Here is a 24,569-nt window from a genome sequence, read left to right as displayed (position 1 = left end):
GGCTGAAGTTTGGCAACTGTTCGCAGTGCCGCTTGAAACTTCGTTTCAATGCTAGTCTTTCAAGAATCTTTGATTCTTAGAAAGACTGTATGCGAAACGAAGTGTAGTAGCAAGTAAACGGCACGGCTCACTGTTGCAAACTTCAGAACGCCCCTCTCCGCTTTTCTATCCATTTTAATTCCCATATCCCAATTTATCCAGTATAATAGTAAGCTGATATTATGGGTAGCCATATGAAAAGGGAAGAAATAGGAATTAGGTGAGCAGATGAAAAAAGATTGGGAATATGAGCAAACGCATTTGATAGAAATTTATGATGAGTTAGAGCAGGCAGAGGAAAATTTGACGGAAGAACTCCACGTACATCACGAGGAGGGGATTAGTCGCATGAGGGAAATGGATAAGGAATTGCCTCGTGATTTGAGTGATCTCACGAACAGATACGACAAATTAGCCGAAATGGAAATTCGCAATCAAGAAATTGATCAGCTCAATTTTAAGCATGACTCGCTTTCTTTGCGATTGGAGCAAGTGAAACGCTTGTTGAAACGTCCTTATTTTGCAAGGGTTGACGTTGATTTTATGGACGAAGCAGAACGTGAGCAATTGTATTTGGGCGTACATTCTTTTGTCAATGACGAACAACACTATCGAATTTATGATTGGCGGTCGCCCGTGGCGGAGTTGTATTACAATCAAGAGCTAGGGAAAACGAGTTACACAGCGAATGGACGAGAAATCCCAGTTGATTTGAAACTTCGCCGTCAATTTCAGTTAGAAGGACGTGTGCTGAAAAATTATTTTGACTCGACTGTTGCAATTGAGGACGCTTTGTTGCTTTCGGCACTTGAAGCGGATAGCTCGGAGTATATGCAAGATATTACAGCGACGATTCAAAAGGAGCAAAACGAGATTATTCGTGAGTTAAACGCCCAAGTTTTATTGGTAAATGGTATCGCTGGTAGTGGGAAAACAAGTGCTGTACTTCAAAGAATTGCATATCTCTTGTACCAAGAACGTGTGAATTTGCGAGCAGAAGATGTCGTGTTATTTTCGCCAAACCCAGTATTTATGCAATACATTTCACAAGTATTGCCAAACTTGGGGGAAAAAAATCCAACAATCACCACGCTTTACACATTTTGCCGTCAACATCTCAACAAGCAATATTCTTTAGAAATGGAAGAAATTGCAACGGAAAAAAACATGACCGCAAAATTAAGCGAACAAGAGAAAACCTTGCAATCAAAGGAATTTCTGGAGTTTTTGCTCAAGGAAAGCGAAGAGGATATGCTCGAGGAACATCTTTTTAAAGATGTGTTGTTTAGAGAGAGAACATTGATTTCTAAAAAACAGCTGTTTCATTGGTATATGAAAACACCTCACACTTCAACGGTGAGAGCGAGATTGCAGGCAACGGCACTTCATGCTGAGAAGTTGCTGAAAAAGCGATTAGATGAAAAAGCCTCCACAGAAGACCTTCACAATCGCATTTTATCGTTGACAGAAGAGCAACAAGAAAAATATTTTGGTGCTTTGATTGAGGATACATCAAAGAAAAATGTTACACGACTTGCCAAAATTTTTCTGCGAAAGCAATATAAAAAGCCACTTCGGGCAATTCGAGCGATTCGCTGGTTTGATTTGACAGGATTGCTCGAGTACAGCTTTTTGCGTTATAGTGGAAAGAAATTGCGAATAAATTCGCAAGAAATCAGCGTTTCACAAGCAATTCCCTTGATTTTATTGGAGCAACTTTATTTGGAAAGTCAAGTAAATCGTCAAGTGAAATATGTGTTAATTGATGAAGTGCAAGATTATTCACCAGCACAAATTTTCTTGCTGGCACGTCTTTTTCCACGTGCGAAATTTACGCTTTTAGGAGACGAGAATCAAGCGATTTTCAATACGCATAGCTCGTTTGAGGAGTTGGCACAAATATTTGAACAGCTAGGGAAAACTATTTTACAGCGAGATTTATTGACAAGCTATCGCTCGGCAGGGGCGATTACACATCTTTTCAGCAAACTTGCAGATAGGCAAACAAAGCTAGATATTGTCGCTATTCGAGAGGAAGGCGAACCTGTGGAAATGGTCATTTCAGAGGGTAATGAAGAATATTTCACAAAGTTAGAACAGGAGATTGCCAAATGGAACGGCAGAGAAAGTATTGCCATTCTAACGAAAGACTCTCTTGAGGCGAGAGAATTATTTGCCAAGTTAAAAGACAAAGTGAACCTTCAGCTTTTTCAATCGAAAACCCAAGCGGTTCCGAACAATCAAGCGATTAGTATTTTACCGATTTCGCTTGCAAAAGGTTTAGAACTCGACCACGTAATTATCCACAACGCATCCGCCAAACGCTTTGTCACCAAACGTGACCGTCATTTGCTTTACACAATGGTGAGCCGAGCAATGAAAAGCGTAACGGTGCTAGTCAATGGTGAAGTGACGGAGTTTTTGAGATAACAAAGAAAACCGCAAATTTTTAGTTTTGCGGTTTTTATATTTAGGGCACCTCTAAAAACTCGCACTTATCCTAAATTGCTAGTTTTCCGATTTTCTTCGTCAGTCTCCTCAACCTTGTCTAGCTAGGAGGGGCAGGAGTTTGGTCGTTGTTCGCAATGCTACTTGAAACTTCGTTTCAAGCAAGTAAATAGCATGGCTCACTACGACAAACTCCTGAACACCCCTCTTAGCTTTTCTATGAACCACATAGCTTTCGTCGATTTCCTCGAAAATCGAAAAAGTAGCTAATTTAGTCTTAAGCGGAGTTTTTAGAGGTGCCCTTTACAAATTCTGCCGATTCATCAAATACGCACTCAAACAACCAAAAATAAGGATTTCTACAATATATAGCACAATTGAGATAAGTACCATAGCATTTGCGGAAGCGTTAGGGTTTTGACTTGCGTCTGCACTTTGCATTACGAGCATGAAAATCGGTGCAGCAACGATTCCGCATACTTGCTGAATAGCCCACGTAACCAAAATGCTCAAATAATTTCCCTTTAATAAAATAACAGAAAAACAAAGAGTAACGAGTGTTGCAAGGTACATAAAGACAAACATCAGCAAGTAAAGAATCGTCTCGCTATCCATGTTAAATTCTTTGAATAAGTAGTAGATAATCCCTGTTTTTCCAAGTAAAAAAGTTGCCACAGGAACGCTGGCCATGACAAACATGATCACGACTGTCGATAAAATAGTTGCCCCAATTTTTGCGAAGTAGAGGTGAATGCGTTTGACCCCGCTTGCGACCATTAAATTCAACACACGATTGCGATAATCGGTGGAAAGCAGATGAAGTGGGTACAAAAATGCGACCACTAAATATCCTAAAAATGTGAGTACGCCTAAAATTGTTACAATCACAATTCCTTGAGAAATCGCAGGGGTGTGAGAATTCTCGCTTGCTTTCGAAAGGATGAGATTGACAATTGACAACAGCCAGCCAATTCCTCCAATCACAGCTGCCAAAGTCAAATAAGGCACGTCACGACAATTTTTCCAAATTTCCATTTTGAAAATTTCACTTGCTTTCATGCTTTTTGCCTCCCTCCAATAATTCCAGAGCGGAAATTTTCTTGATTTCTTCGATAAATATTTCTTCTTCGCTTAGTTGTACAAACATTGCTTGCAAATCTTTTGCCGAAATACTAAGAATAAAATGCCCTCCCTCGGTTTCATAAGGAATATTTTCGTTTTCTAAGAAGTTGCTGAATTTTTCTGGATTGTTGACGGTAATGATACGATTGCTTTCGTTCAATTCTTCCATGGAAACCCTGCGTTTTACTTCGCCATTTTCAAGAATAATCGCCTCGTCCACCAAATCTTCCACATCTTCTTTGACGTGACTAGAAATGAAGATACATTTTCCAGAGTTTTTCAGCTCACGAATTGCCTCTTTCATCCAGCGGACTGTTTCGGTATCTAAACCTCGAAAAGGTTCGTCAAAGATGTAAATTTTCGTGTCTTTTAACAGAGCAATCATCAAAATCAATTTTCTTCTCATACCAAGAGAATAGCTTTTGACTTTATTCCCCAAAACGTCAGCAATTCCAAGTTGTTCAGCAAGAGCGATTGCTTTTGCTTTGTCGTAAGTGCCACTTAGTCTGGAAAAATATTCCAAATTGAAAAAGCCAGTGCGGTCTTTGTAAACTTCAAGGTCATCTAAAATAATCGACACTTCATGTAAAATTTCTGTTTCTTGTATTATATTTTTGTTGTCAATGAAAATGTCGCCAGAATAATTCGTCAACATATTGGTGAGGAGTTTGAAAAATGTAGTTTTTCCAGCACCATTTTTTCCAAGAACGGCATACACTTTATTCATCTGGAATTTTTCAGCATCCATTTTTAGGCTTGTTTTTTTATGATAAGCAAAAGTTAAGCCTTTGATTGTAATCATAATTGTTCCCCTTTCTGTTTAGCATATGGGCACCTCTAAAAACTCACACTTATCCCAAATTGCTAGTTTTCCGTTTTTCTTCGTCAATCTCCTCAACCTTGTCTAGCTCCGAAGTGCAGGAGTTTGGCAACTGTTCGCAGTGTCGCTCGAAACTAAAGTTTCGAGTAAATAAACGACACGGCTCACTGTTGCAAACTCCTTAACGCACTTCTTCGCTTTTCTATGAACCACATAGCTTTCGTCGATTTCCTCGAAAAACGGAAAACTATCTAATTTGGTATTAAGCGGAGTTTTTAGAGGTGCCCATATAAATATTATACCATAAAGAGAATCCCGTCTAAGAAGATTTTTAAGGAAAGTGGTATAGTTTTAGGTCATTTTGGCTATTTTTTGGTATGATAGGGGAAAAGGAAAAATGGAGGGAAAAGATGAAAATAGCAATTTTTGGCGATAGCATTACAGCCGGCTGGGTGGAGAATCGTGTGAGTTTTGTTTTGAAAGAAAAATTGGTCAAACAGCTGGAAAAAATGAATTTGAAAAAGGTGCAAGTTTCACTTTTCGGTGTTCCGGGAGATGATTGTTTGCTTGGAATGAAACGAATTGATGAGGTGGAGAAAAGTCATGCGGATTTGATTTTTGTCTTTTTCGGAGCAAATGATGCGAGCAAACACCGAAATGTTTCAGAGGAAATTTTCCAAGATACATTGCTTGAAATGGCATTAAAGCTAGGAAATGAGAAAACCATTTTCCTCACGCCACCGTACTATGACGAAGTGGCAGGAGATGAAAAACGGAGCAATGAGCGAGTGGAAAAATACAGGATTCGTACATTTTTAGCCGCTCAGCAAGCAGAGAGTGAAGTGATTGATTTGTATAAACAAATGACAAATTATTCTGCACCAGAAGAGTTTTTACAAGATGACGGATTGCATTTTAGCGAGGAAGGGTACGATTTGTTAGCAGGAATGATTGCGGCAAAAGTACGAGAAAGAGTATTGAAAAAAATGAAACGGAGCAAGGTGTGATGAGCAATCAATATTTTACCAATCAACCAGTGACCACTCATCAATATGAAACATTTGATTTTACTTTGCGTGGGAACAATTTGCATTTTTTAACAGATAGCAATGTTTTTTCTAAAAAAACAATAGACTTTGGTAGTCGTGTTTTAATTGAAGCCTTTAGCGAGGAAAATCTGCCAGAGGGGGATTTGCTTGATGTCGGCTGTGGCTATGGTCCGATTGGTTTATCTCTTTCTCTTGCGACAAAACGAGCCGTTGAAATGGTGGATATAAACGAGCGAGCCATTGAGCTGGCAAAAGAAAATGCGAAGAAAAATGGGATTGAACGGGTCAATATTCACGTCTCAAATCTGTATGAAAACGTGGAAAAACATGATTTTTCAGCGATTTTATCCAATCCACCAATTCGTGCAGGAAAAGTTGTTGTTCATGAGATTTTAGAGAAATCTTATGATTATTTGCAACAAAACGGAGCATTATTTATCGTTATCCAGAAAAAACAAGGGGCTAAAAGTGCCATGAAAAAAATGGAAGAAACGTTTGGCAATGTCGAGGTCATCACGAAAGAAAAAGGATACTTTATTTTGAAATCGGTGAGAGAATGAGGAGATTTTAACCTTTTTATTGATCGTTAGAATAGAAAAAAGAACACGAAATATAATCGAAAAACTGTGATTATATTTCGTGTTTTATTTCATTATTTGCAGTGAAAATACTTAATTATCGGATTTAGAAATTATCCTAATGACCATTCAATTTCTCAAATTCCTCGTTTACAATTTCACCCAATTCTTTTTTTACTTCGTCATCAACAAATGCACCAAACACTCCATTGCAACTCACTTTATAAAAGTCCTTTAGAGTTAAATCATACACTTCTGCAAGTTTTGCGTACTCTTTGTTTAAGGTTGTATTGCTGACGGTTCTGTTATCGGTATTAATGGTTACTTTTAAACCTAAGTCTAAAAATTTCTTAAATGGATATTCTTCCCAACTTGTGACTGTTTTTGTTTGAAAATTGCTTGTCGGTGCTAATTCAAGGACGATTTCGTTTTCTTTGATGTACTCAATATACTCTGGTGTATCTTTCAATGCAATGCCATGCCCGATACGATTTGCCCCTAAAACGACCGCGTCGTAGACGTTTTTTCCGCAATGACATTCTCCTGCATGAAGTGTGAGCGGAATGTCCAAATCTTTTGCAACTTTGATTGCCTCCTCAAAAGCATAGGGAGGAAAATCGACTTCGTTTCCAGCAAGGTCAAAACCTACTACGCCATGGGTTAATTGACTTTTTGCAACTTTTGCCACTTCGATTGCATTTTCCACAGGCTCGTGTCGCATACCGCAAAGCAGTGCGTTAGAGAGAACGCCAAACTCCACTTCCCCACGTTTCAATCCTTTTACAACGGCACTTACGATTTCTTGTAAAGTTAGCCCTTTCATCGTATGCAGTGTGGGAGCAAATCTGACTTCGATATATTTTACATTATCATAAGAGGCTTGTTTGACAACGTCAAATGCTGCAAGCTCAAGAGCGGCAGTAGTTTGCAAGAGACGACCAATAAAGTGAAATTTTTCAAGATACTCATTCAAATCTTTTGTTTCTTCTGGAGCGATAAACAATGCTTGTTGTTCCTCAAGTGTTGCAGGAAGGGGAATGTTTTCCATTTTTGCCAATTTGTGAATGGTCTCAAGGCTGATAGAGCCGTCCAAATGACAATGCAACTCAATTTTTGGCATTTGAGCAATGATTTGCTTTGAAATAGTCATGTAAAAAATCTCCGTTTCGTTTTTTTATATTTTAATTCTTTTAGTTAGAAAGTGCAAGAAGTCTGTGGCAATATAGCTTTTTTTCTATGTGAAAAAGAACAAAACGAACATTCTGGAAAAAACGATGTTTTTTTATGGAAAATGTTCGTAATTTGCTAGAAAATATTATAAAATAATCTTGGTGATATGCTTGGAGAGGAATGAAAGGAAATCGCTTTCTATAACGAAGAGAAATCACAAGTGTTAATAAAGGAAGTGAAGCCGTTGAGAATGGTGGATTTAATTGAGAAAAAGCGAAATGGCGAGTTTCTCAGTAAAGAAGAAATAGATTTTATGATTGCAGAGTACACGAGCGGGGAAATCCCAGATTACCAAATGAGTGCTTTTGCAATGGCAGTTTATTTTCAAGATATGACAGATGAAGAAATTACGCATTTAACGCTTGCTATGGCAAATAGTGGCGATGTGATTGATTTGTCAGCTCTTGAGGGGATTAAAGTGGATAAACATTCAACAGGTGGCGTAGGAGATACAACGACACTTGTTCTTGCACCCCTTGTTGCAACTCTTGGCGTGCCTGTTGCCAAAATGAGCGGGCGAGGGCTTGGGCATACGGGTGGCACGTTGGATAAATTCGAGGCGATTCCTCATTTTTCTATTGAAATGAGCGAAGAAAAATTTATTCAGTCGGTGAATCAGCTAAAAGTTGCAGTGATTGGGCAAAGTGGTGATTTGGCACCTGCGGATAAACGTTTATACGCTTTGCGTGATGTGACCGCAACCGTTGAGAGTGTGCCAATGATCGCCTCAAGCATTATGAGTAAAAAAATTGCCGCTGGAGCAGATGCAATCGTGCTTGATGTGACCGTTGGTGACGGTGCATTTATGAAAACAACTGAAGAAGCTACACGTTTAGCACAGACAATGGTTAGGATTGGTGAGCTTGCGGGTAGAAAAACAATGGCGGTTATTTCAGATATGAGTGAACCACTCGGGTTTGCAATTGGCAACTCGCTCGAAGTGGTAGAGGCGATTCATGCTTTGCGTGGCGAGGGACCTGCGGATTTAATGGAACTTGTCTATACGCTTGCCGCTCAAATGCTGATGTTAGCAGAAGTTACCGATGACTTTGAGCAGGCGAAAAAAATGCTTGTGGAAAAAATTGAAAACGGTGAGGCACTTGAGAAATTTCGTGAAATGGTGGCAAATCAAGGTGGCGATGTTTCGATTGTTGATGAGCCAGAAAAACTTTTGACGGCAAGCGTGAAAAAAGAATTGTTCGCAGAAAAAAGTGGCTACATCACACGCATGGTGGCAGATAAAATTGGTGTTGCCGCAATGAAACTTGGTGCAGGTCGTGAGAAAAAAGAAGACGACATTGATTTTGCAGTAGGGATTCTCTTGCATAAAAAAGTAGGCGACTATGTAGAAGTTGGCGAAAGCCTATTGACCATTCACGCAAATAACGAAAACACTCATGAAGTGGAAGAAATTCTACGGAAAAATATTTTTATTGGTGAAAATGCGACAGCTCCACAGTTGATTCATGGTATAATTACAGGAGTGTAAAAAATACATTTATGAGAGGTTTAGAACATGGAATTAAATAAATACATTGACCACACGGTATTAAAGGCTGACACTACGCAAGACGGTGTACAAAAAATTATTGATGAGGCGAAAAAATATGACTTTGCCAGTGTTTGTATCAATCCTACATGGGTTGCTTTTGCAAAAGAACAACTGAAAGACACAAATGTCAAAGTTTGTACGGTGATTGGTTTTCCGCTTGGAGCCAACACAGCAGAAGTAAAAGCCTATGAAACGACAGACGCTATCAATAATGGTGCGGACGAAGTGGATATGGTGCTAAATATCGGAGCATTAAAATCACAGCATTACAATGCAGTTTCAAAAGATATTCAAGCAGTGGTTCAAGCTGCGAGTGGAAAAGCTCTGACAAAGGTAATTATCGAAACCTCTCTTTTGACAGATGAAGAAAAAGTTAAAGCGTGCGAAATTGCAGTTGCTGCAGGAGCTGATTTTGTCAAAACGTCCACAGGTTTTTCAACGGGAGGAGCGACAGTAGAGGATATTGCACTAATGCGTAAAACCGTAGGCGAAAACGTTGGAGTAAAAGCAAGCGGTGGTATTTACACGAAAGAAGATGCACAGGCGATGATTGACGCTGGAGCAACAAGAATTGGGACAAGTGCAGGTGTGGCGATTATGACGAACACGAAAGCAAATGGCGGCTATTAATATGAAAGAAAATTGGATTGCACAAGCAAAACACGCTCAAGAAAATGCGTACGTGCCATATTCTCATTTTCCAGTAGGTGCGTGTTTGGTGGCGGAAAATGGCACGATTTTCACAGGGTGCAATATTGAAAATGCCTCGTATGGTTTGACAAATTGTGCGGAGAGAACAGCAATTTTTAAAGCGATAAGCTCTGGCGAGCGAACGTTTATTCATCTGGTCATTTCAGGAGAAACACCTGAGCCGATTAGCCCTTGTGGAGCTTGTAGGCAAGTAATCGCAGAGTTTTGCTCGCCTGAAATGCCGGTTGTGCTTGTCGGGAAAAATAACGTAACAAAAGAAACGACAGTTGGCGAATTATTGCCTTATATGTTCACATCAAAAGATTTATAACAACGTCATCAACAGCATAGCTGATGAAAAATAAATGGCGAAAGCCACAGGAGGATTTATTACAATGAAAGCATGGAAAACATTAGGTCTATCTGCGTTAGCATTAACAGCAGTATTTTCACTAGCAGCTTGTGGTGGAAATAAGAAAGATACTGGCAAAAATGATGAAGGAAAATTATCTGTTGCCCTTATCACTGATACAGGTGGTGTAGATGACAAGAGTTTCAACCAATCAGCTTGGGAAGGATTGCAAAGTTGGGGGAAAGAAGAAGGTTTGACAAAAGGAACTGGCGGGTACAACTATTTCCAATCTGGTTCTGAAAATGACTACAAAACCAACTTAAACCAAGCCGTTGCTCAAAAATATCAATTAGTTTACGGGATCGGATTTGCTTTGAAAAATGCGTTGACAGATGCGGCAAAAGCTAACCCTAACACAAACTTTGTCATTATTGATGATGTGATTGAAGGTCAAAAGAACGTTGCAAGTGCGACATTTGCTGATCAAGAAGGTGGCTACCTTGCAGGTGTTGCAGCAGCAAAATCGTCTAAATCTGGCAAAATCGGCTTTATCGGTGGAATGGAAGGCGAAGTAATTGATCGCTTTGAGGCAGGATTTACAAAAGGCGTGTTAGATACGAATCCTAAAGCAAAAGTGAACGTTCAATACGCAGGAAGTTTTTCTGAGTCTGCAAAAGGAAAAACGTTGACGAAAGCAATGATTGCTGACGGCGTTGACGTTATTTATCAAGCAGCAGGTGGTGTTGGTGCAGGTGTGTTCTCAGAAGCAATCCAAACCAACCAAACAATGAAAGCAGACGATCCGAAAAAAGTGTGGATTATTGGGGTTGACCGTGACCAGAAGAAAGAAGGAGAATACAAAGACAAAGATGGAAAATCTTCTAATTGTACCCTTGTTTCAACTGTAAAAGGTGTAGGTGCAGCAGTTATTGCCATTAATAAAGAAACAGCAGATGGAAAATTCCCGGGCGGAGAACATCAAGTGTATGGTTTGAAAAATGGCGGTGTGAAACTTGTCAATGACAACGCAACAGAAGACGTAATGAAAGCTGTTGAAGAAGCAAACCAAAAAATTATTGACGGAAAAATTGAAGTACCTGAAAAACCGACAAAAACCAAAGCATAATTAACACATAACGAAAAACGAGCCTGTCTGTATTCTCAAAGATAACTTAAAGGAACGCTTGAAACATTTAGAGCAATCCTTCTTATGAGCGTACAGGCAGGTTTTCTACATAGTATATCTATGAAATTAAACGAAGGGATTGTTTGATGTGGCAAGTGAATATGTTATTCAGATGAAAAACATCACGAAGCAATTCGGTACATTTAAGGCGAATGATAATATTAACTTGAATGTAAGAAAAGGTGAAATCCATGCACTTTTAGGAGAAAATGGTGCAGGAAAATCAACTTTGATGAATATGCTCTCTGGACTTTTAGAGCCGACGAGTGGAGAAATTTTGTTAAACGGAGAACCTGTAAAAATTTCTAGCCCAACGGTTGCAACAAAACTCGGAATTGGTATGGTACATCAGCATTTTATGCTAGTAGATGCCTTTACAGTAGCAGAAAATATTGTATTAGGCAGTGAGCCTGTAAAAAATGGAGCGTTACTAGATGAGAAAAAGGCAGTCAAAGAAATCGAAGAAATTTCCAAACGTTACGGGCTTAGCGTTCAGCCAAAATCGCTCGTGCGTGATATTTCAGTTGGTATGCAGCAACGTGCAGAAATCTTAAAAACACTCTATCGTGGAGCGGATATTTTGATTTTTGACGAACCAACAGCAGTGTTAACTCCTGCTGAAATCGAAGAATTAATTCAAATCATGAAAGAGCTAGTCAAAGAAGGCAAGTCAATTATTTTGATTACGCACAAACTTGATGAAATAAGAAAATCGGCAGATAGAGTAACGGTTATTCGCCGTGGAAAATCTATTGATACGTTTGATGTAAAAGGTGTTTCTTCTCAAGAATTGGCAGATGCTATGGTGGGACGTGCAGTTTCGTTTAAAACTCAAAAAGTGCCAGCAACACCAAAAGAGGCAGTGCTTTCTATACGTGATTTAGTGGTAAAAGAAGGTCGGGGGCTAGATGCTGTGAAAGGTTTATCTCTTGACGTTCATGCGGGGGAAGTCGTTGGTATTGCAGGAATTGACGGCAACGGTCAAAGTGAGCTTATTCAAGCAATTACTGGACTTCGCAAAGTGGAAAGTGGCAGTGTAACTCTACTTGGCAAGGACATTACCAATCACAAGCCACGCAGTATTACCGAGCGAGGAGTAGGTCACGTGCCAGAAGACCGTCACCGTGACGGCTTAGTGCTAGAGATGAGTTTGGCTGAAAATATCGGTTTGCAAACCTATTACAAAGCACCACTTAGTAAACATGGAGTGTTAAATTACAACAAAATCAATGCTTTTGCACGTGAAAAAATCGAAGAATTTGACGTGAGAACGGTCAATGAATTGGTTCCAGCTAAAGCTCTTTCTGGTGGAAATCAGCAAAAAGCAATCATCGCACGTGAAGTAGACAGAAATCCAGAGTTACTCATCGTTTCTCAACCAACTCGTGGACTGGATGTTGGAGCAATCGAATATATTCACAAACGTTTGATTGAACAAAGAACCAATGGCAAAGCGGTGCTAGTTGTCAGTTTTGAACTGGATGAAATTATGAATGTATCGGATAGAATTGCCGTTATTCACGAAGGAAAAATCGCAGGCATTGTCAATCCTAAAGAAACCAACGAGCGAGAACTCGGACTTCTAATGGCTGGAGCAAGTAGAGAAGAAGCACATCTTGAAGCGTTTGGTCAAAAAATAAACGAGGAGGTGCGTGAGGATGTCTAATTTGAAAGAAAGGCTGGATATAAAAGCACTTCTAATTCCACTTATCGCTGTCGTGTTCGGTTTCATGCTAGGTGCTGTTATCATGCTGATTTTTGGCTACAATCCAATCGAAGGCTACCAAGCAATGATTCAATCAGCTTTGCAAAATCCATTTTTCACTGGTGAAACCTTGAGTAACGCAACGCCTTTGATTTTCACTGCACTTGGTTTTGCAGTTGCCAATTCAGCGGGATTTTTCAATATCGGTTTAAGCGGTCAAGCACTTTGTGGCTGGGTAGCAAGTGTTTGGGTGGCATTAGCCAATCCGACCTTACCCAAGCCAATCCTTTTGCCATTGGCAATTATTATTGGAATGCTTGCAGGAGCTATTGCAGCAGGGATTCCGGGAGCATTGCGTGCGTATTTTGGTACAAGTGAAGTGATTACGACAATTATGCTCAACTATGTCTATCTTTACCTTGCAGGAAACATTTTGCACAATGTCTGGCCAAAAAGCTATCTTGCAAATACAGATTCGACTAACGTTATTTCTGAAAATGCAAGTCTTACGAGCAAATTTATGCAAGGCATTACAGGTGGTTCATCTTTAAACAACGGATTTATTTTGGCAATTTTATTCCTTATACTCGTTTGGTTTTTGATGAAGAAAACAACCACAGGTTTTGAAATTCGTGCCGTAGGTCTCAATCCATTTGCCTCAGAATATGCAGGGATTTCAAGTAAACGGACGATTATTACTTCCATGCTTATCTCTGGAGCTTTAGCAGGTCTTGGAGGTGTCGTGCAAGGTCTTGGTTATTTCCAAAATTATTCCAACCAAGCAACGAGTCTTTCAATTGGATTTGACGGAATGGCAGTTAGTCTTTTAGGAAATGGTTCTTCTATTGGTATTTTCTTATCTGCTATTTTGTTTGCCATTTTGCGTGGCGGTTCAGCAGGAATGCAAGCAATGAATATCCCAGCAGAAATCGCTCAAATCGTTGCAGCAAGTATTATTTTCTTTGTAGGAGCAAACTATCTTGTACGTTTGTTGCTTGATAAATTGACAAAAGACAAAGAAAAAGTCGCTCTTGAAGTGGCAGGTGCCAGCATAAATGCGAGCGAGGAGAAATCGAAAGATAAGGGAAATGGAGGTGAGGCATCATGAGTTTAGTTGAAATTTTAGCTCTTGTTGTGTCAAGTATGTTGATTTACTCCACACCTTTGATTTTCACTTCTCTTGGGGGAACATTTTCAGAGCGTAGCGGAGTTGTCAACGTTGGTCTTGAGGGGATTATGGTCATGGGGGCATTTAGCTCCGTTGTGTTCAACTTGCAAATGAGCGACACCTTTGGTGCGGCAACGCCTTGGATTGGTTTACTCATTGGAGGGATAGTCGGAACAATTTTTAGCGTTCTTCACGCAGTCGCAACGATTAATTTTCGTGCAGACCATATCATAAGTGGTACGGTAGTCAACCTTATGGCACCCGCTCTAGCAGTCTTTTTGGTAAAAGTATTTTACGGAAAAGGACAAACGGACAACATTAGTCAGCAATTTAGCTATACGGATATTCCCGTTTTGAGCAAAATTCCAGTTATCGGCGAAATTTTCTTCATGAAAACTTCTCCTTTAGCTTATGTGGCAATTTTTGTAAGTGTAGCAAGTTGGTTTATCATTTTCAAAACACGCTTTGGACTTCGTTTGCGTTCTGTCGGCGAACACCCACAAGCAGCTGATACACTTGGGATTAACGTTTATGCTTTGAAATATTCAGGTGTACTTATCTCAGGACTTCTCGGCGGAATTGGCGGAGCCGCATTTGCTCAGAGCATTTCGGTCAACTTTTCCGCAACAACTATTGCAGGACAAGGGTTCATGAGTATGGCAGCAATGATTTTCGGAAAATGGAACCCAATCGGTGCTATGGCAAGCTCGCTATTCTTCGGTTTAGCACAATCTCTAGCAATCGTAGGTGGTCAACTTCCTGTTATAAAAAATGTACCAGCAGTCTACCTGCAAATCGCACCATACGTCCTAACCATTCTCATCCTAGTTATTTTCCTAGGAAAAGCAACAGGACCAAAAGCAAACGGAAGAAACTATATAAAATCGAAGTAAACAGAAAAGCGAAGAGGGGCGTTCAGGGGATTGTCGCAGTGAGCCATGCCATTTACTTGCCTGAAGCAGAGCTTCAGGTGGCATTGCGAACAGCGACCAAGCCCCTGCCCCTCGTAGCCAGACAAAGAAAAGCGAGCGGGGCGTTTTGAAGTCTGCAACAGTGAGCCACAGCATTTACGTGCTGGAAACGCAGTTTCCAGTGCTGTTGCGAACAGTTGCCAGCCCCTCACAGCTGACAAAAGCAAACAGACATGAAATCTTCCTCATGTCTGTTTTTTCTCAATACACATTTAAAAAAGCGATACTTGTTGCGTAGACGTCGTCGTAGATCCATTGTTCGTAGAGACCGTTTCTTTCTTTAATAACTTTTTGAATACTTTTGATACCGACCCCTTCATATTTTCGTTGTTTTCTTGTTTCAAGTTCACTTGTATCAAAAGTATTGCTCGTTTCAATCAAGACATTGTGGTTAAATGCTTTAATTGTAAAAGTTATCTCTCGATTTTTCCCTTGTTTATTACGTTTTACAGCTGCGATTGAGTTGTCAAGAAGATTCCCGATAACGATTGCGAGATATTCATTTGAAATTTTGAGCTTTTCGGGAAGTAATACCTTAATATTTAGTTTTATATTGTTAGCTATTGCTATTTTATTTTTTTCATTAAGCAAGTAATTCATTGCAAAGTTATTCGTATAAAAATTATCCGTTTTTTCGACATCACTTAAAGAGTGCTGAAGTATTTCCTGAGCCTCAGTAATCTCCCCTTTCTCAAGCAAGGCAGAAAGTAAAATGTATTGATTTTTCAAATCATGTTTGGTACGCCGTAAATGATTTTGTGTCTTTTCCATTTGTTGATAATGCTTGAGTTCGGCATTAAAGTCTTTATTTTGAATAGTAGTAGTAATTAGATCGTTGTAGTAATTTCTCATAGTTTTATAGAGAAATAGGACACAAAAATTTAAGAAAAATATTGCAAGGATAGCTAGAAGTCCACGTTTTGAAATATTCATACCAGAACTGTCTAAAATATTTCCTTGGATGAAAAATAAGTAGAGCAACAAAGAAAATATTGGAACAGAGAGAAACGCTAATAGCAATGGTGTATTCATTTCTGTATCTTTAGGAGAAAAAGGTAACTTTTTCTTTAGACACCAAATGGCAAACGCACTACATATAAGAAAAAATAAATTAGTAACAAAATATGCAAATAAGTTATTATTAAAAATATGAGCTGGTTCTTCGGATGTATTGAATAAAAAACGAACTTGAATTTGATTGATTACAAAAAAAGTTAAATCTTTAAGCACTAGGAATAACCAAAGTAATATAGGAATATAAATTACAGTTATTCTAAAATTCATTTTTTCTTTATTCCCAATGTACCAGACGGATAAAATAGTTGCCAGAGTATAAACAACGATATTAATGAGTCGTAAATTTATTGAATCTCCTTTAGACAATAGCGGATATATACATATTAAACACAACATTAAGGTATAGCCTAAAACTAATCCTAAAAGAGAGAGTATATAGTGTGAGGATAATTTTCCGTTTCTTTTTTTTGTATGAAAAAGATAGACTGTTAGTATTATTTCAATAGTGTATGGCAAAATGTCATTAGTGAATAAATCACTAAAATTAGTTGATAAGTAGTCTAAACAAGCACTTAAAATCTCAAATACATTCCCTTGAGGGTGTGCTGTTGCTAGAGGGGGTGAAAATACATTCATCACATAACTCCTTTCAATTTTATTAGAATTTGTTTTTTTGCTTGCTTTCCATACTTTCTACTGATTGGTATTTCTATCTCTTTTGTACCGCAAGAAAGAAATAAGCTATTATTTTGAAGTTCACGAATGTATCTACTATTAACAATAAAAGATGTATGGACTTGAATGAAAGTATCATTGAGCTTATCAAGTAAATCGTTTGTAGAAAGAACTGTTTCATATTGATGTTTTAGAGTATAAATTAAGACATTTCGTTTTTGTTTTTCAAAATAAATAATTTCCTTGTATGGAATAGAGTAAGTCTTTTTTTTAAACGTTGTAGTAAAAAAGTCTTCCTCATATTGCAAATATAAAAGAACTTTTTCAAGTACAGGGAAAAATCTTTCTTTTGTAAGAGGTTTGAGTATATAATCAAACGCTTGTAACTTGAAAATATCTTCCATGTATTCTTTGAAACTGGTTAAAAACAAAATTGGAGTATAAAGTGTATCTTGTCGAATATATTTTGCTATTTCAATTCCTGTATATTCAGGCATTTCAATATCTAAAATAAAAAAATCGTAGTGTGTTTCTTTGATTAACTCAAGTAATCGTTCAGGACTTTGGAAAACATCTATATCAAATAATGAAGAGTGAAACTCTGACAATAATTGTTCTATTTGATTGGTAATCTCAATAGAATCATCACAGACTGCTATCTTTATTTTCATGCTAACTACTCCAATTGTAAAATTTATTTTTAGAGGTGCCCTTTATTTTATCAAAAAAGAAACTCTTGAACAATAAAGCTGAGACAAATATTCTGCTTGTTTTTATAAAATATCCGTAGTTGAATAGGATAGGTGCAAAATTTTTGTCTTAGTCTTTTTTATAGGTACCCATATTTTTTTGCTAACAAAGTTAGTCTAACTTATTTTGATAAAGAAAAGACAATCATGTAACGAATGACGTTTTTGATGTAATGAATAACTGAAAAATTTTTTTAGAGGTACCTATATACTTCCCCGCAAAACATTACATAAAACCAGTTAATCGTTACATGACAGATATTTCACCCGTGAAAAGATGTAGACTAAGTTTGTCCTTTGAGACAAAAAATAGAAAGCGAGGATTTAGAAATGAAAAAATCATTATTGATTATTCCAGCAATTTTGTTAGGTGTTGGAATTGGAACAGTGATTGCGTTGAGCGGTGAAAAGGCAATGGTCAATGCAAATGACGAGAGCGTTTCTTTCTCAAGAGAACAACAGCCAGATATGGAGAGGATAAAAAAAGACTATCCAAATTATGACTTTTCTTCTGCAAAATGTCTGCGTGCAACGACTGCTACGTTGGATTTAATCATCGAAAATTGGCGGCAAGATAAGGAAGGTGGCAACAAAGAATGGTTTGACGAAGAAGAACGTATTTTGGACGATAAAGATTGGGTTCTTCGTGATAAGGCTGGCGGTTACTTCGTTGGTGGTGACGGTGTAAGTGTAATTAGTGATGAGAACAATAAAGTAATTGAGTTCTATGATGCCAAAACAGATCCGAACGCAACGACCGTGGGCGAAATTCGTGCGAAAATTCGCTCGCTTGGTGGCGGTCAAATGCAAGAAAAAGTGAGTTTTAATGAACAGTTATCAGATATTGAAAATTTAAAACGTTTGTATCCAAATCTTATGATTTCTCCGTCTGCACAGCTTGTGAAAGCTCCATTTTCTGCACTGGAAGAAGTGGAACGTGAGGTGAGTGAGAATGGAGTTGAGAACGGCAGTGCGTTTTGGCTGAAAAACACGAAGAAACGAGCAGGGAAAGCGGACGATAGAGTGCTTTTCACAGATAAAGGTGCATTTGTTATTATCCAAGCAGAAGAACGTCTTGCAATTGCCAAAATGGAAGGAAATGTTGTAACAGAATACTATGATACGTTCACGGATTTGAATGTAGCGACATTTCAGGAGATAAAGGAAATGCTTGCGGAATAAATATCTTAGAGGGTGAGAACATCGGAGGAGACTTCGGTGTTTTTTGAGGTAATGTCAAAATAAAATGTTCAAAAAACAATAAAAAAGGAATTGTATTTGAAGTTTTCAGAAATAGGTGTAGAAAAGGAGAGGCGTTTTTTAATTTATAAAAGCATTCTCCGTAGTATTTTTTTGAAATTGCTTGCTTATTTTAGTGAGCATTTTTTTGGGAGTATTTTTAAAAGACAATAACAAAGAAATCTTATAACGAAAAGGGGAATAAAGAAATTGTCATTATTTCTCGTATCATTCAGACTTCTAAAAATGATAAAATGATGTGGTCAAATTTGCAATGTCAATGATTTCTAAAAAAAGGAAAAATGTGAAGGGGAGAAAAAATCAAAAAGAAAACAAGAAATGTTATTTTATGATTTTAATTTTTAGTCATAAAACGAAAATATATATATTGAAAAAGACAAGGTGTTAAAAATGTAAAAATAATTTATCAAAAACAGAAATTAAAACAACCTCATGTTCTCATTTATTGAAAAAAGAAAGGTGCGAGAATTTGCAGAGAGAAGAAAAATGTCGTAAAGTAAAAAAGAAGTGAAGAATTTGTGAACAATAACTGTTTATTTTGTGAAGTTCAAGAAAATATGTGGTGTTTTTGACAACGAGGAGGTGATGAAGAAATGAAAAAGACTTTAATAAACCACTCCTTATCTAAAGCTAAATGGTTTTGTTTTATGGTGATATGTTTGATGTTGGTGCAAGTTTCCTCTACTTTAGCTGATACGTTAAGCGTGCCGAATCAACTTGAGGAGTATTTGAATAGTTCTCCCGCTACTCAAACGCCTCCTTACCTTTCCAATCAGCTAGGAACAATTTTTCCAAGAGCGATAACACCTAGGGCAGACTTGCCAAGTAGTTTCCATATGTCATCAGGGCATGGCGGATATGAGAATGTAATAGGGAATTACAATCTTGAAGTGAGAAATTTACCAAAAAATTTCAAAGGGGCAAAAGAAGCGGTATTTTACCATGAAAGATCTCGTGATTTTGGTGAAGCTTATTATTGTACGGATGTAAAAAATGCGGTGCTAGGCTGGGAATTTACAGAGCAAACAAGCCCAAAACAAAATTTTTCAGCCGAGCAAAAAGCATTGCTTTCTCATGTTCTTGCCAATGGTGCAAGAATGTATGTGCATAAAGATGCAGCGAGTAGTTATGGTTATTCAGATGAAGAGGCGTTACAAAACGCCAAATTTGGCTATGCGACACAAATTGCGGTTTGGATTGTTGCGGAAAATGTGTATAAAAGTGGGAATAAGTATCCAACAGACACGCCAAGCATTTTAGATATTTACTGCTATCCAGAAAACGCAGCAAACTCTCTTCAAGGAACTGCATTTGCTCAATCGGGTGAAATCGGGAAAATGGCAAGGAAATTAGTGACAGATGCAGTAATTGCCTACAAGGCAAAGGAAATTCCTAACGAATACAAGCTATTTCCTTCGTTTACTTGGGAAACAATTCAAAAGGCAGAAGAAAAGAAATACAAAATGCAACCGACTGGAAATGCTAGTGAGTACAAGGTGGATTTGTTAGATACGAACAATGTTTTAGCACAAGAGTGGAAAGCAAACACGATAAAAGTTCTTGAAAATGCAGGGTTGGATATTACGGTACAAGGAAATGTCATGATAGTGAAAGGTGATACAAGCGGTGGCATTATCCGTTTATCTTGTCCGAATTATGAGCTACGTTATATTATTCCGAAAGAAGAAAATTCTCAGTATATGGCACGTTTAGTAAACACTGGGGATACGACTCGTTATATCAGTGTTTACCGAGAAGAAGTTACTTCTCACGAAGTGGAGAAAAAATGGAGCGACAATAACAATCAAGCAAACAAGCGTCCAAATGAAATCAAGGTGAGCTTGTATGCTGACGGTGTTGAAGTTCCTAGTAGCGAAGTAACTCTAAACGCAGGAAATAACTGGTCGCATATTTGGGCAAATCTTGCCAAATATCAAAGCAACGGCACAACGGAAATTCGTTATACGGCAAGGGAAGTCAATACACCAGCTGACTACACGGTTTCTTATGACGATAAGAAAACAGAAATTACCACAATCACAAACACGTATGTCTCGCCTACTACTACGCATGAAGTCATAAAAGTTTGGAACGATAACAATAACCGGTTTTCTAAGCGTCCGAATGAAATCAAAGTAAGATTGTACGCTGACAATCGAGAAGTGGTAAATAGTGAAATTACGTTAAATAACAACAATAATTGGTCGCACAAATGGAAGGATTTGCCAAAATATCAGAGTAACAATTCAACTGAAATTCAATACACCGTTAAGGAAGTCAGTGTTCCAACGAATTATACCGATTTTTACGATGAGACGAAAACAGAAATTACAACTATTACGAATACTTACGTTCCACCCACGACTATTCACGAAGTAAAAAAGGTTTGGAATGATAACAACAATCAATTTGCCAAAAGACCGAGCGAGATTAAGGTGAAGTTATACGCAGATGATGTGGAGGTTGCAGGTAGTGAGGTTACCTTAAATGCAAGTAATGGTTGGTCGTATCAATGGAAAAATCTTTTGCAATATCAACATGACGGAACAACAGAAATACACTATTCTGCGAAAGAGAGTAGTATACCAAGCGATTATGATGTTTCCTATGACGATAGGAAAACTGAAATTACGATAATCACAAACACTTATGTTCCGCCAAAGACTACGCATGAGGTGAAAAAAATATGGGACGATAATAATAATCAAGTAGGAAAACGTCCAAGTGAAATTAGTGTAAAACTTTTTGCAGATGATGTGGAAGTGCCAAATAGCGAAGTCGTTTTAAATGCTGGCAATAACTGGTCGTATCACTGGAGTGATTTGCCCCAATATCAAAGCAATAGCTTAGTTGAAATTAACTATACCGTGAAAGAGGTAAATACACCGAGCGATTACATTGTTTCTTATGACAATACGAAAACAGTTATTACAATCATTACCAACACGTATGTTCCGCCAACCACCACCCACACCGCCCGAAAAATCTGGCTTGACAACAACGACCAAGCAGGGCAGAGACCAACGGCAATCAAAGTGAAATTATTTGCCGATAATGCAGAAGTGCCAAATAGTGAAAGGACGCTTAATGAAGGCAATCATTGGGAATGTACGTGGGATAAACTTGAGAAATACCGTTCAGACGGCAAAACGGCGATTGTTTACACGGTGCAAGAGGTAAACTTGCCTGTTGCTTATCAAGTGGCGTATGACGATACAAATCCAATTGTGACGATTATAACAAACACGTATCGAGTACAAGGAATTTTACTTCCACAAACAGGTGGTGGAGGATTGAAACTGCCGTTACTTGTTGCACTCAGTGGTTTTTTAAGCGTAGCTTTCTTCCTGTATTTTCACCAAAGGAGCAAGCATGGATGAACAAAAAAGGCGAACACGTGAATTTCTTCTCACGATTGGAGTTGTAGTGAGTTTGTTGGTTGGCGTTGGCTCTCTCGCTCTTCCAGTGTTGCTTCATTCTATCAATGAAATCATGGCGGAAAACATCATGGAAGAAAGAAATGCGACACAAAAGAATCAGCAAGCACTAGAGCAACAAATGGACAAACGTCAAGAAGAAGCAAGGCTTGAGGCGTTAGAAGACCCATATTCTGCAGAAAGTTTGAAGAAGTTGAATGTTAATGAGCGGACGCTCTCGATGTATGTAGAGCATACGATTGGCGAAATTTATTTGCCTACTATTGAACAATCACTTCCGATTTTCGACAACGAATGTGAAGAATTTTTACAAGCTGGAGCTGTCTGGCTTGCCAAAAGTGGCAAACTCACAGGAGGAGTTAACAATCATTCCGTCGTTGCAGGACATTCAGGGATTCCGCACGCAAAATTGTTCAATGATGTGCCAAATCTCAAACAAGAAGATTTGATTGTTTACAAAATTTCAGGTGTGTACTATGCGTACAAAATCTTTGAAATAAAAGAAGTTTCCCCGAGTGATTTACAGGCAGGAGAGCCGAAAAAAGACTTGGATTTAACCACCCTTGTAACGTGTGTCCCAATCGGTGTGAACACCCAACGCTTGCTGGTAACAGGAAAACGTGTAGATTTCACGCCAAGCATGATGCGTGAGGTAGAAAAAATAAAAGAAAAGAAAAAACAACATTCTCTTTTCTTGTTCGCCACGCTTGGTGCGACTCTTTGCATTTCTATGCTCCTTGTGAGCATAGGGGTTGTTGGGTTCAAAAAAAAGAAAAAAGGTGGTTCGTAAGAGCATGCGATATGTGGCTCTTATCACACAATAGATTTAATAAATGAAAATTTTAAGGAGGGTATTCAAATGAATACAAAGAAAATGAAACTTTGGGCAGTAAGTGTCTGCTCGTTGGTGGCGATGATTGGGCTGTTTTTCTTGCCGAAGATTGCAAATGCAGCAACAGATATTGGTTTGGAAATTTATAAGGTGACAGACGCAAGTCTTCCCAACTATGAAAACAACGGTTACGACAAACCAGCGGCACTCGCTAATGCACAAGCAATGTCTGGGGCGAAGTTTACGATTATTGATGTGACAAGTAATTATTATGATGTATTTTACCCAAGCAAAGCTACTTCTACGACCAATCCAAAGGATATTTATGCAGAATATGTAAGAATCATTCAGCATGAAAGCAACGCAGAAGTCATGGCTCGCGGGGTGCAAGTAGGAAGTGAAACCAATGCGACAGACGTGAACGGCTTCACAAGTGTTGCCCAATTGCCTACCACAAGCAACGGAAAAGATGCGATTTATGTGGTGCTAGAAACGACACGCCCGCCAGCAGGTCATCAAGCAAATACAGGGAGTGAAGTAGCGACAACGGTTATCGGTGCGATTCCAACAATTGTTGCCTTGCCAATGTTTGACCAAGCAGGTAAAGAATTGTCAACGATTAAAGTCTATCCTAAAAATGAAGTCGGAGCATTGACTAAAACAATCGAGAAAAAAGATGAGCATGTTCAAAGAGGGCAAAAAGTGGAATACACTATTACATTAAACCTACCAAATGACTTGGCGACAGAGTTGAAAACAGGAGCAAACGCTGGAAAATTCAAGTTTGCAAGTTTTGCGGTAAACGATATTCCCGGCAAAGGGTTGACTTTTCAATCGTTCTCAAAAATAACGGTATCTTCAGGTGTGGAACAATCTCTTGCAGATTTTGAAAAAGATTATGATGTTACAGCAACAGCGACACCAAATGCTCCATTTGCAGGAGACGGTGTGAAAAAAGCGATTTTGAGCATTGCACCGAAAAGCAACCAATACCAAGCAAATGCGAAATGGGCGAACCTTGCAGGGAAAGTGGTGCAAGTGGAAGTCATTTGTGAAGTCAATGATGAGGCAACGGTTGACACAAGTATTGCCAACAAAGCCAACTACAAAGTATCTGAAACAAACGGCTACGAAGTGGTGCCAGCAGAAGATGAAATCGAAAGTTTAACGCACAAATACGTGTTCCAAAAGAACGATAGTATCACTGGTGCTGCTCTTGCAGGAGCAAAATTCACGGTGAGCATTTCAAATGCTCTTGTAGATTTTGTGAAAGTTTCTGACGGTGTTTACAAAGTAGCCACTTCAGGAGCAACAGGAATTGTAACAGAACTAGAAGTTGCCAATGACGGAACGTTGACATTGCTTGGTTTGGATAGTGATGTGACGTACACATTAGTCGAAGTTGTTGCACCAACAGGTTATCGCTTGTCCTTGACACCAATTGACTTTTCACCAACTGCCCATGATAAAAATCAAACTTGTGGCACATTTGATGTGGCAACCGATTTGCCAAAAGGAAACAACCAAACAGACGGCTACCACAACATCTACAACACACCAGACACTCTTCTCCCTTCAACAGGTGGAACAGGTATGAAAATGTATTTAACCGTTGCAGTGATTGGACTATCGAGTGCGGGAGTGTTTATGTTTATGAAACAAAGAATGAAAAGAAAAGCGTAGAAGTGC

Annotated in this window: 23 protein-coding genes; 15 read left to right on the top strand and 8 right to left on the bottom strand. The window is 38.6% G+C overall.

The window, feature by feature from the left end:
- Positions 1-59: 59 nt before the first annotated feature.
- Positions 60-185 (bottom strand): hypothetical protein, encoded by a 126-nt coding sequence (locus B5D30_RS14280; RefSeq protein ID WP_268802099.1) that lies wholly within the window; start codon positions 183-185, stop codon positions 60-62.
- 82 nt (positions 186-267) lie between these two features.
- Here B5D30_RS14280 and helD point away from each other — a divergent pair, with 82 nt between their 5' ends.
- Entirely contained in the window at positions 268-2,469 is a 2,202-nt protein-coding gene (helD, locus tag B5D30_RS05480; RefSeq protein ID WP_078807031.1) for an RNA polymerase recycling motor HelD, read from the top strand.
- A gap of 108 nt (positions 2,470-2,577) precedes the next feature.
- Here the strand turns inward: helD and B5D30_RS13545 are convergent, their stop codons facing one another.
- From B5D30_RS13545 to B5D30_RS14275, 4 genes are all read right to left on the bottom strand, one after another.
- Positions 2,578-2,715, bottom strand: a complete 138-nt coding sequence (locus B5D30_RS13545) for a hypothetical protein (protein WP_159443221.1) — start codon at positions 2,713-2,715, stop codon at positions 2,578-2,580.
- Between the two features lie 75 nt (positions 2,716-2,790).
- Positions 2,791-3,546, bottom strand: coding sequence for a hypothetical protein (locus tag B5D30_RS05475; RefSeq protein WP_078807030.1), 756 nt, complete (start codon positions 3,544-3,546; stop codon positions 2,791-2,793).
- Entirely contained in the window at positions 3,533-4,411 is an 879-nt protein-coding gene (locus B5D30_RS05470) for an ABC transporter ATP-binding protein (protein ID WP_078807029.1), read from the bottom strand. Before B5D30_RS05470 ends, B5D30_RS05475 begins: the two co-directional genes overlap by 14 nt.
- A 102-nt stretch (positions 4,412-4,513) precedes the next feature.
- Positions 4,514-4,642: a hypothetical protein gene (locus B5D30_RS14275; protein WP_268802094.1), complete on the bottom strand. Its 129-nt coding sequence runs from the start codon at positions 4,640-4,642 to the stop codon at positions 4,514-4,516.
- 197 nt (positions 4,643-4,839) lie between these two features.
- On the opposite strand from B5D30_RS14275, the gene B5D30_RS05465 reads away from it, so the two are divergent.
- Together B5D30_RS05465 and B5D30_RS05460 are read left to right on the top strand one after the other, a co-directional pair.
- Positions 4,840-5,436, top strand: a complete 597-nt coding sequence (locus B5D30_RS05465; RefSeq protein WP_159443220.1) for a GDSL-type esterase/lipase family protein — start codon at positions 4,840-4,842, stop codon at positions 5,434-5,436.
- Positions 5,436-6,038 carry a class I SAM-dependent methyltransferase gene (locus B5D30_RS05460; RefSeq protein WP_078807027.1) on the top strand — a complete coding sequence of 201 codons (603 nt, stop codon included), beginning with the start codon at positions 5,436-5,438 and terminating at the stop codon, positions 6,036-6,038. Before B5D30_RS05465 ends, B5D30_RS05460 begins: the two co-directional genes overlap by 1 nt.
- A gap of 136 nt (positions 6,039-6,174) precedes the next feature.
- Here B5D30_RS05460 and add read toward each other — a convergent pair whose 3' ends face one another.
- Positions 6,175-7,206: an adenosine deaminase gene (gene add, locus B5D30_RS05455; protein WP_078807026.1), complete on the bottom strand. Its 1,032-nt coding sequence runs from the start codon at positions 7,204-7,206 to the stop codon at positions 6,175-6,177.
- A gap of 264 nt (positions 7,207-7,470) precedes the next feature.
- Between add and B5D30_RS05450 the strand changes: the two genes are divergently transcribed.
- The 8 genes from B5D30_RS05450 (at position 7,471) to B5D30_RS13540 (ending at position 15,148) form a co-directional block, all read left to right on the top strand.
- Positions 7,471-8,775 (top strand): pyrimidine-nucleoside phosphorylase, encoded by a 1,305-nt coding sequence (locus B5D30_RS05450; RefSeq protein ID WP_078807025.1) that lies wholly within the window; start codon positions 7,471-7,473, stop codon positions 8,773-8,775.
- A 27-nt stretch (positions 8,776-8,802) separates the two neighbouring features.
- Positions 8,803-9,468: a deoxyribose-phosphate aldolase gene (gene deoC, locus B5D30_RS05445; RefSeq protein ID WP_078807024.1), complete on the top strand. Its 666-nt coding sequence runs from the start codon at positions 8,803-8,805 to the stop codon at positions 9,466-9,468.
- 1 nt (position 9,469) lies between these two features.
- The gene (locus tag B5D30_RS05440; protein ID WP_078807023.1) at positions 9,470-9,859 is read left to right on the top strand and encodes a cytidine deaminase; all 390 of its coding nucleotides are present in this window, start codon (positions 9,470-9,472) and stop codon (positions 9,857-9,859) included.
- Positions 9,860-9,923: 64 nt separating this feature from the next.
- A complete protein-coding gene (locus B5D30_RS05435) occupies positions 9,924-11,006 on the top strand; it encodes a BMP family lipoprotein (protein WP_078807069.1) in 1,083 nt (360 codons plus the stop codon).
- Positions 11,007-11,178: 172 nt separating this feature from the next.
- Positions 11,179-12,732: an ABC transporter ATP-binding protein gene (locus tag B5D30_RS05430; protein ID WP_078807068.1), complete on the top strand. Its 1,554-nt coding sequence runs from the start codon at positions 11,179-11,181 to the stop codon at positions 12,730-12,732.
- Positions 12,725-13,879: an ABC transporter permease gene (locus tag B5D30_RS05425; RefSeq protein WP_078807022.1), complete on the top strand. Its 1,155-nt coding sequence runs from the start codon at positions 12,725-12,727 to the stop codon at positions 13,877-13,879. The genes B5D30_RS05430 and B5D30_RS05425 overlap by 8 nt, the downstream gene beginning before the upstream one ends.
- Positions 13,876-14,832: an ABC transporter permease gene (locus tag B5D30_RS05420; RefSeq protein ID WP_078807021.1), complete on the top strand. Its 957-nt coding sequence runs from the start codon at positions 13,876-13,878 to the stop codon at positions 14,830-14,832. Before B5D30_RS05425 ends, B5D30_RS05420 begins: the two co-directional genes overlap by 4 nt.
- A gap of 145 nt (positions 14,833-14,977) precedes the next feature.
- Positions 14,978-15,148, top strand: a complete 171-nt coding sequence (locus tag B5D30_RS13540; RefSeq protein ID WP_159443219.1) for a hypothetical protein — start codon at positions 14,978-14,980, stop codon at positions 15,146-15,148.
- Here the strand turns inward: B5D30_RS13540 and B5D30_RS05415 are convergent.
- Together B5D30_RS05415 and B5D30_RS05410 are read right to left on the bottom strand one after the other, a co-directional pair.
- Entirely contained in the window at positions 15,112-16,563 is a 1,452-nt protein-coding gene (locus B5D30_RS05415) for a GHKL domain-containing protein (protein ID WP_078807020.1), read from the bottom strand. The genes B5D30_RS13540 and B5D30_RS05415 overlap by 37 nt on opposite strands.
- Entirely contained in the window at positions 16,563-17,273 is a 711-nt protein-coding gene (locus B5D30_RS05410; protein ID WP_078807019.1) for a LytR/AlgR family response regulator transcription factor, read from the bottom strand. Before B5D30_RS05410 ends, B5D30_RS05415 begins: the two co-directional genes overlap by 1 nt.
- 408 nt (positions 17,274-17,681) lie before the next feature.
- Here B5D30_RS05410 and B5D30_RS05405 point away from each other — a divergent pair, with 408 nt between their 5' ends.
- The 4 genes from B5D30_RS05405 to B5D30_RS05390 all read left to right on the top strand — a co-directional run bounded on the left by B5D30_RS05405 (position 17,682) and on the right by B5D30_RS05390 (position 24,563).
- Entirely contained in the window at positions 17,682-18,533 is an 852-nt protein-coding gene (locus tag B5D30_RS05405; RefSeq protein ID WP_078807018.1) for a hypothetical protein, read from the top strand.
- A 671-nt stretch (positions 18,534-19,204) separates the two neighbouring features.
- Complete coding sequence (locus B5D30_RS05400) at positions 19,205-21,991, top strand: Cna B-type domain-containing protein (RefSeq protein WP_078807017.1); 2,787 nt, start codon at positions 19,205-19,207, stop codon at positions 21,989-21,991.
- Complete coding sequence (locus tag B5D30_RS05395) at positions 21,984-22,838, top strand: class C sortase (protein ID WP_078807016.1); 855 nt, start codon at positions 21,984-21,986, stop codon at positions 22,836-22,838. Before B5D30_RS05400 ends, B5D30_RS05395 begins: the two co-directional genes overlap by 8 nt.
- 69 nt (positions 22,839-22,907) lie before the next feature.
- Positions 22,908-24,563, top strand: a complete 1,656-nt coding sequence (locus tag B5D30_RS05390) for a pilin N-terminal domain-containing protein (RefSeq protein ID WP_078807015.1) — start codon at positions 22,908-22,910, stop codon at positions 24,561-24,563.
- Positions 24,564-24,569 lie beyond the last annotated feature (6 nt).

It is taken from the genome of Pilibacter termitis, from assembly GCF_900167335.1.
GTDB lineage: Bacteria > Bacillota > Bacilli > Lactobacillales > Streptococcaceae > Pilibacter > Pilibacter termitis.
The sequence above is the reverse complement of the archived record's forward strand: the minus strand, read 5'-3'. Positions and strand labels throughout refer to the sequence as shown.

What these genes read in the sequence shown, in the direction of transcription:
- B5D30_RS05410 (WP_078807019.1), bottom strand. Translation starts at nt 17,273, where the DNA reads ATGAAAATAAAGATAGCAGTCTGTGATGATTCTATTGAGATTACCAAT.
- B5D30_RS05475 (WP_078807030.1), bottom strand. Translation starts at nt 3,546, where the DNA reads ATGAAAGCAAGTGAAATTTTCAAAATGGAAATTTGGAAAAATTGTCGT.
- add (WP_078807026.1), bottom strand. Translation starts at nt 7,206, where the DNA reads ATGACTATTTCAAAGCAAATCATTGCTCAAATGCCAAAAATTGAGTTG.
- B5D30_RS14280 (WP_268802099.1), bottom strand. Translation starts at nt 185, where the DNA reads ATGGGAATTAAAATGGATAGAAAAGCGGAGAGGGGCGTTCTGAAGTTT.
- B5D30_RS05390 (WP_078807015.1), top strand. Translation starts at nt 22,908, where the DNA reads ATGAATACAAAGAAAATGAAACTTTGGGCAGTAAGTGTCTGCTCGTTG.
- B5D30_RS05420 (WP_078807021.1), top strand. Translation starts at nt 13,876, where the DNA reads ATGAGTTTAGTTGAAATTTTAGCTCTTGTTGTGTCAAGTATGTTGATT.
- B5D30_RS05435 (WP_078807069.1), top strand. Translation starts at nt 9,924, where the DNA reads ATGAAAGCATGGAAAACATTAGGTCTATCTGCGTTAGCATTAACAGCA.
- B5D30_RS05430 (WP_078807068.1), top strand. Translation starts at nt 11,179, where the DNA reads ATGAAAAACATCACGAAGCAATTCGGTACATTTAAGGCGAATGATAAT.
- B5D30_RS05395 (WP_078807016.1), top strand. Translation starts at nt 21,984, where the DNA reads ATGGATGAACAAAAAAGGCGAACACGTGAATTTCTTCTCACGATTGGA.
- B5D30_RS05405 (WP_078807018.1), top strand. Translation starts at nt 17,682, where the DNA reads ATGAAAAAATCATTATTGATTATTCCAGCAATTTTGTTAGGTGTTGGA.
- B5D30_RS05440 (WP_078807023.1), top strand. Translation starts at nt 9,470, where the DNA reads ATGAAAGAAAATTGGATTGCACAAGCAAAACACGCTCAAGAAAATGCG.
- deoC (WP_078807024.1), top strand. Translation starts at nt 8,803, where the DNA reads ATGGAATTAAATAAATACATTGACCACACGGTATTAAAGGCTGACACT.
- B5D30_RS05460 (WP_078807027.1), top strand. Translation starts at nt 5,436, where the DNA reads ATGAGCAATCAATATTTTACCAATCAACCAGTGACCACTCATCAATAT.
- B5D30_RS05470 (WP_078807029.1), bottom strand. Translation starts at nt 4,411, where the DNA reads ATGATTACAATCAAAGGCTTAACTTTTGCTTATCATAAAAAAACAAGC.
- B5D30_RS05400 (WP_078807017.1), top strand. Translation starts at nt 19,205, where the DNA reads ATGAAAAAGACTTTAATAAACCACTCCTTATCTAAAGCTAAATGGTTT.
- helD (WP_078807031.1), top strand. Translation starts at nt 268, where the DNA reads ATGAAAAAAGATTGGGAATATGAGCAAACGCATTTGATAGAAATTTAT.
- B5D30_RS05415 (WP_078807020.1), bottom strand. Translation starts at nt 16,563, where the DNA reads ATGAATGTATTTTCACCCCCTCTAGCAACAGCACACCCTCAAGGGAAT.
- B5D30_RS05465 (WP_159443220.1), top strand. Translation starts at nt 4,840, where the DNA reads ATGAAAATAGCAATTTTTGGCGATAGCATTACAGCCGGCTGGGTGGAG.
- B5D30_RS05425 (WP_078807022.1), top strand. Translation starts at nt 12,725, where the DNA reads ATGTCTAATTTGAAAGAAAGGCTGGATATAAAAGCACTTCTAATTCCA.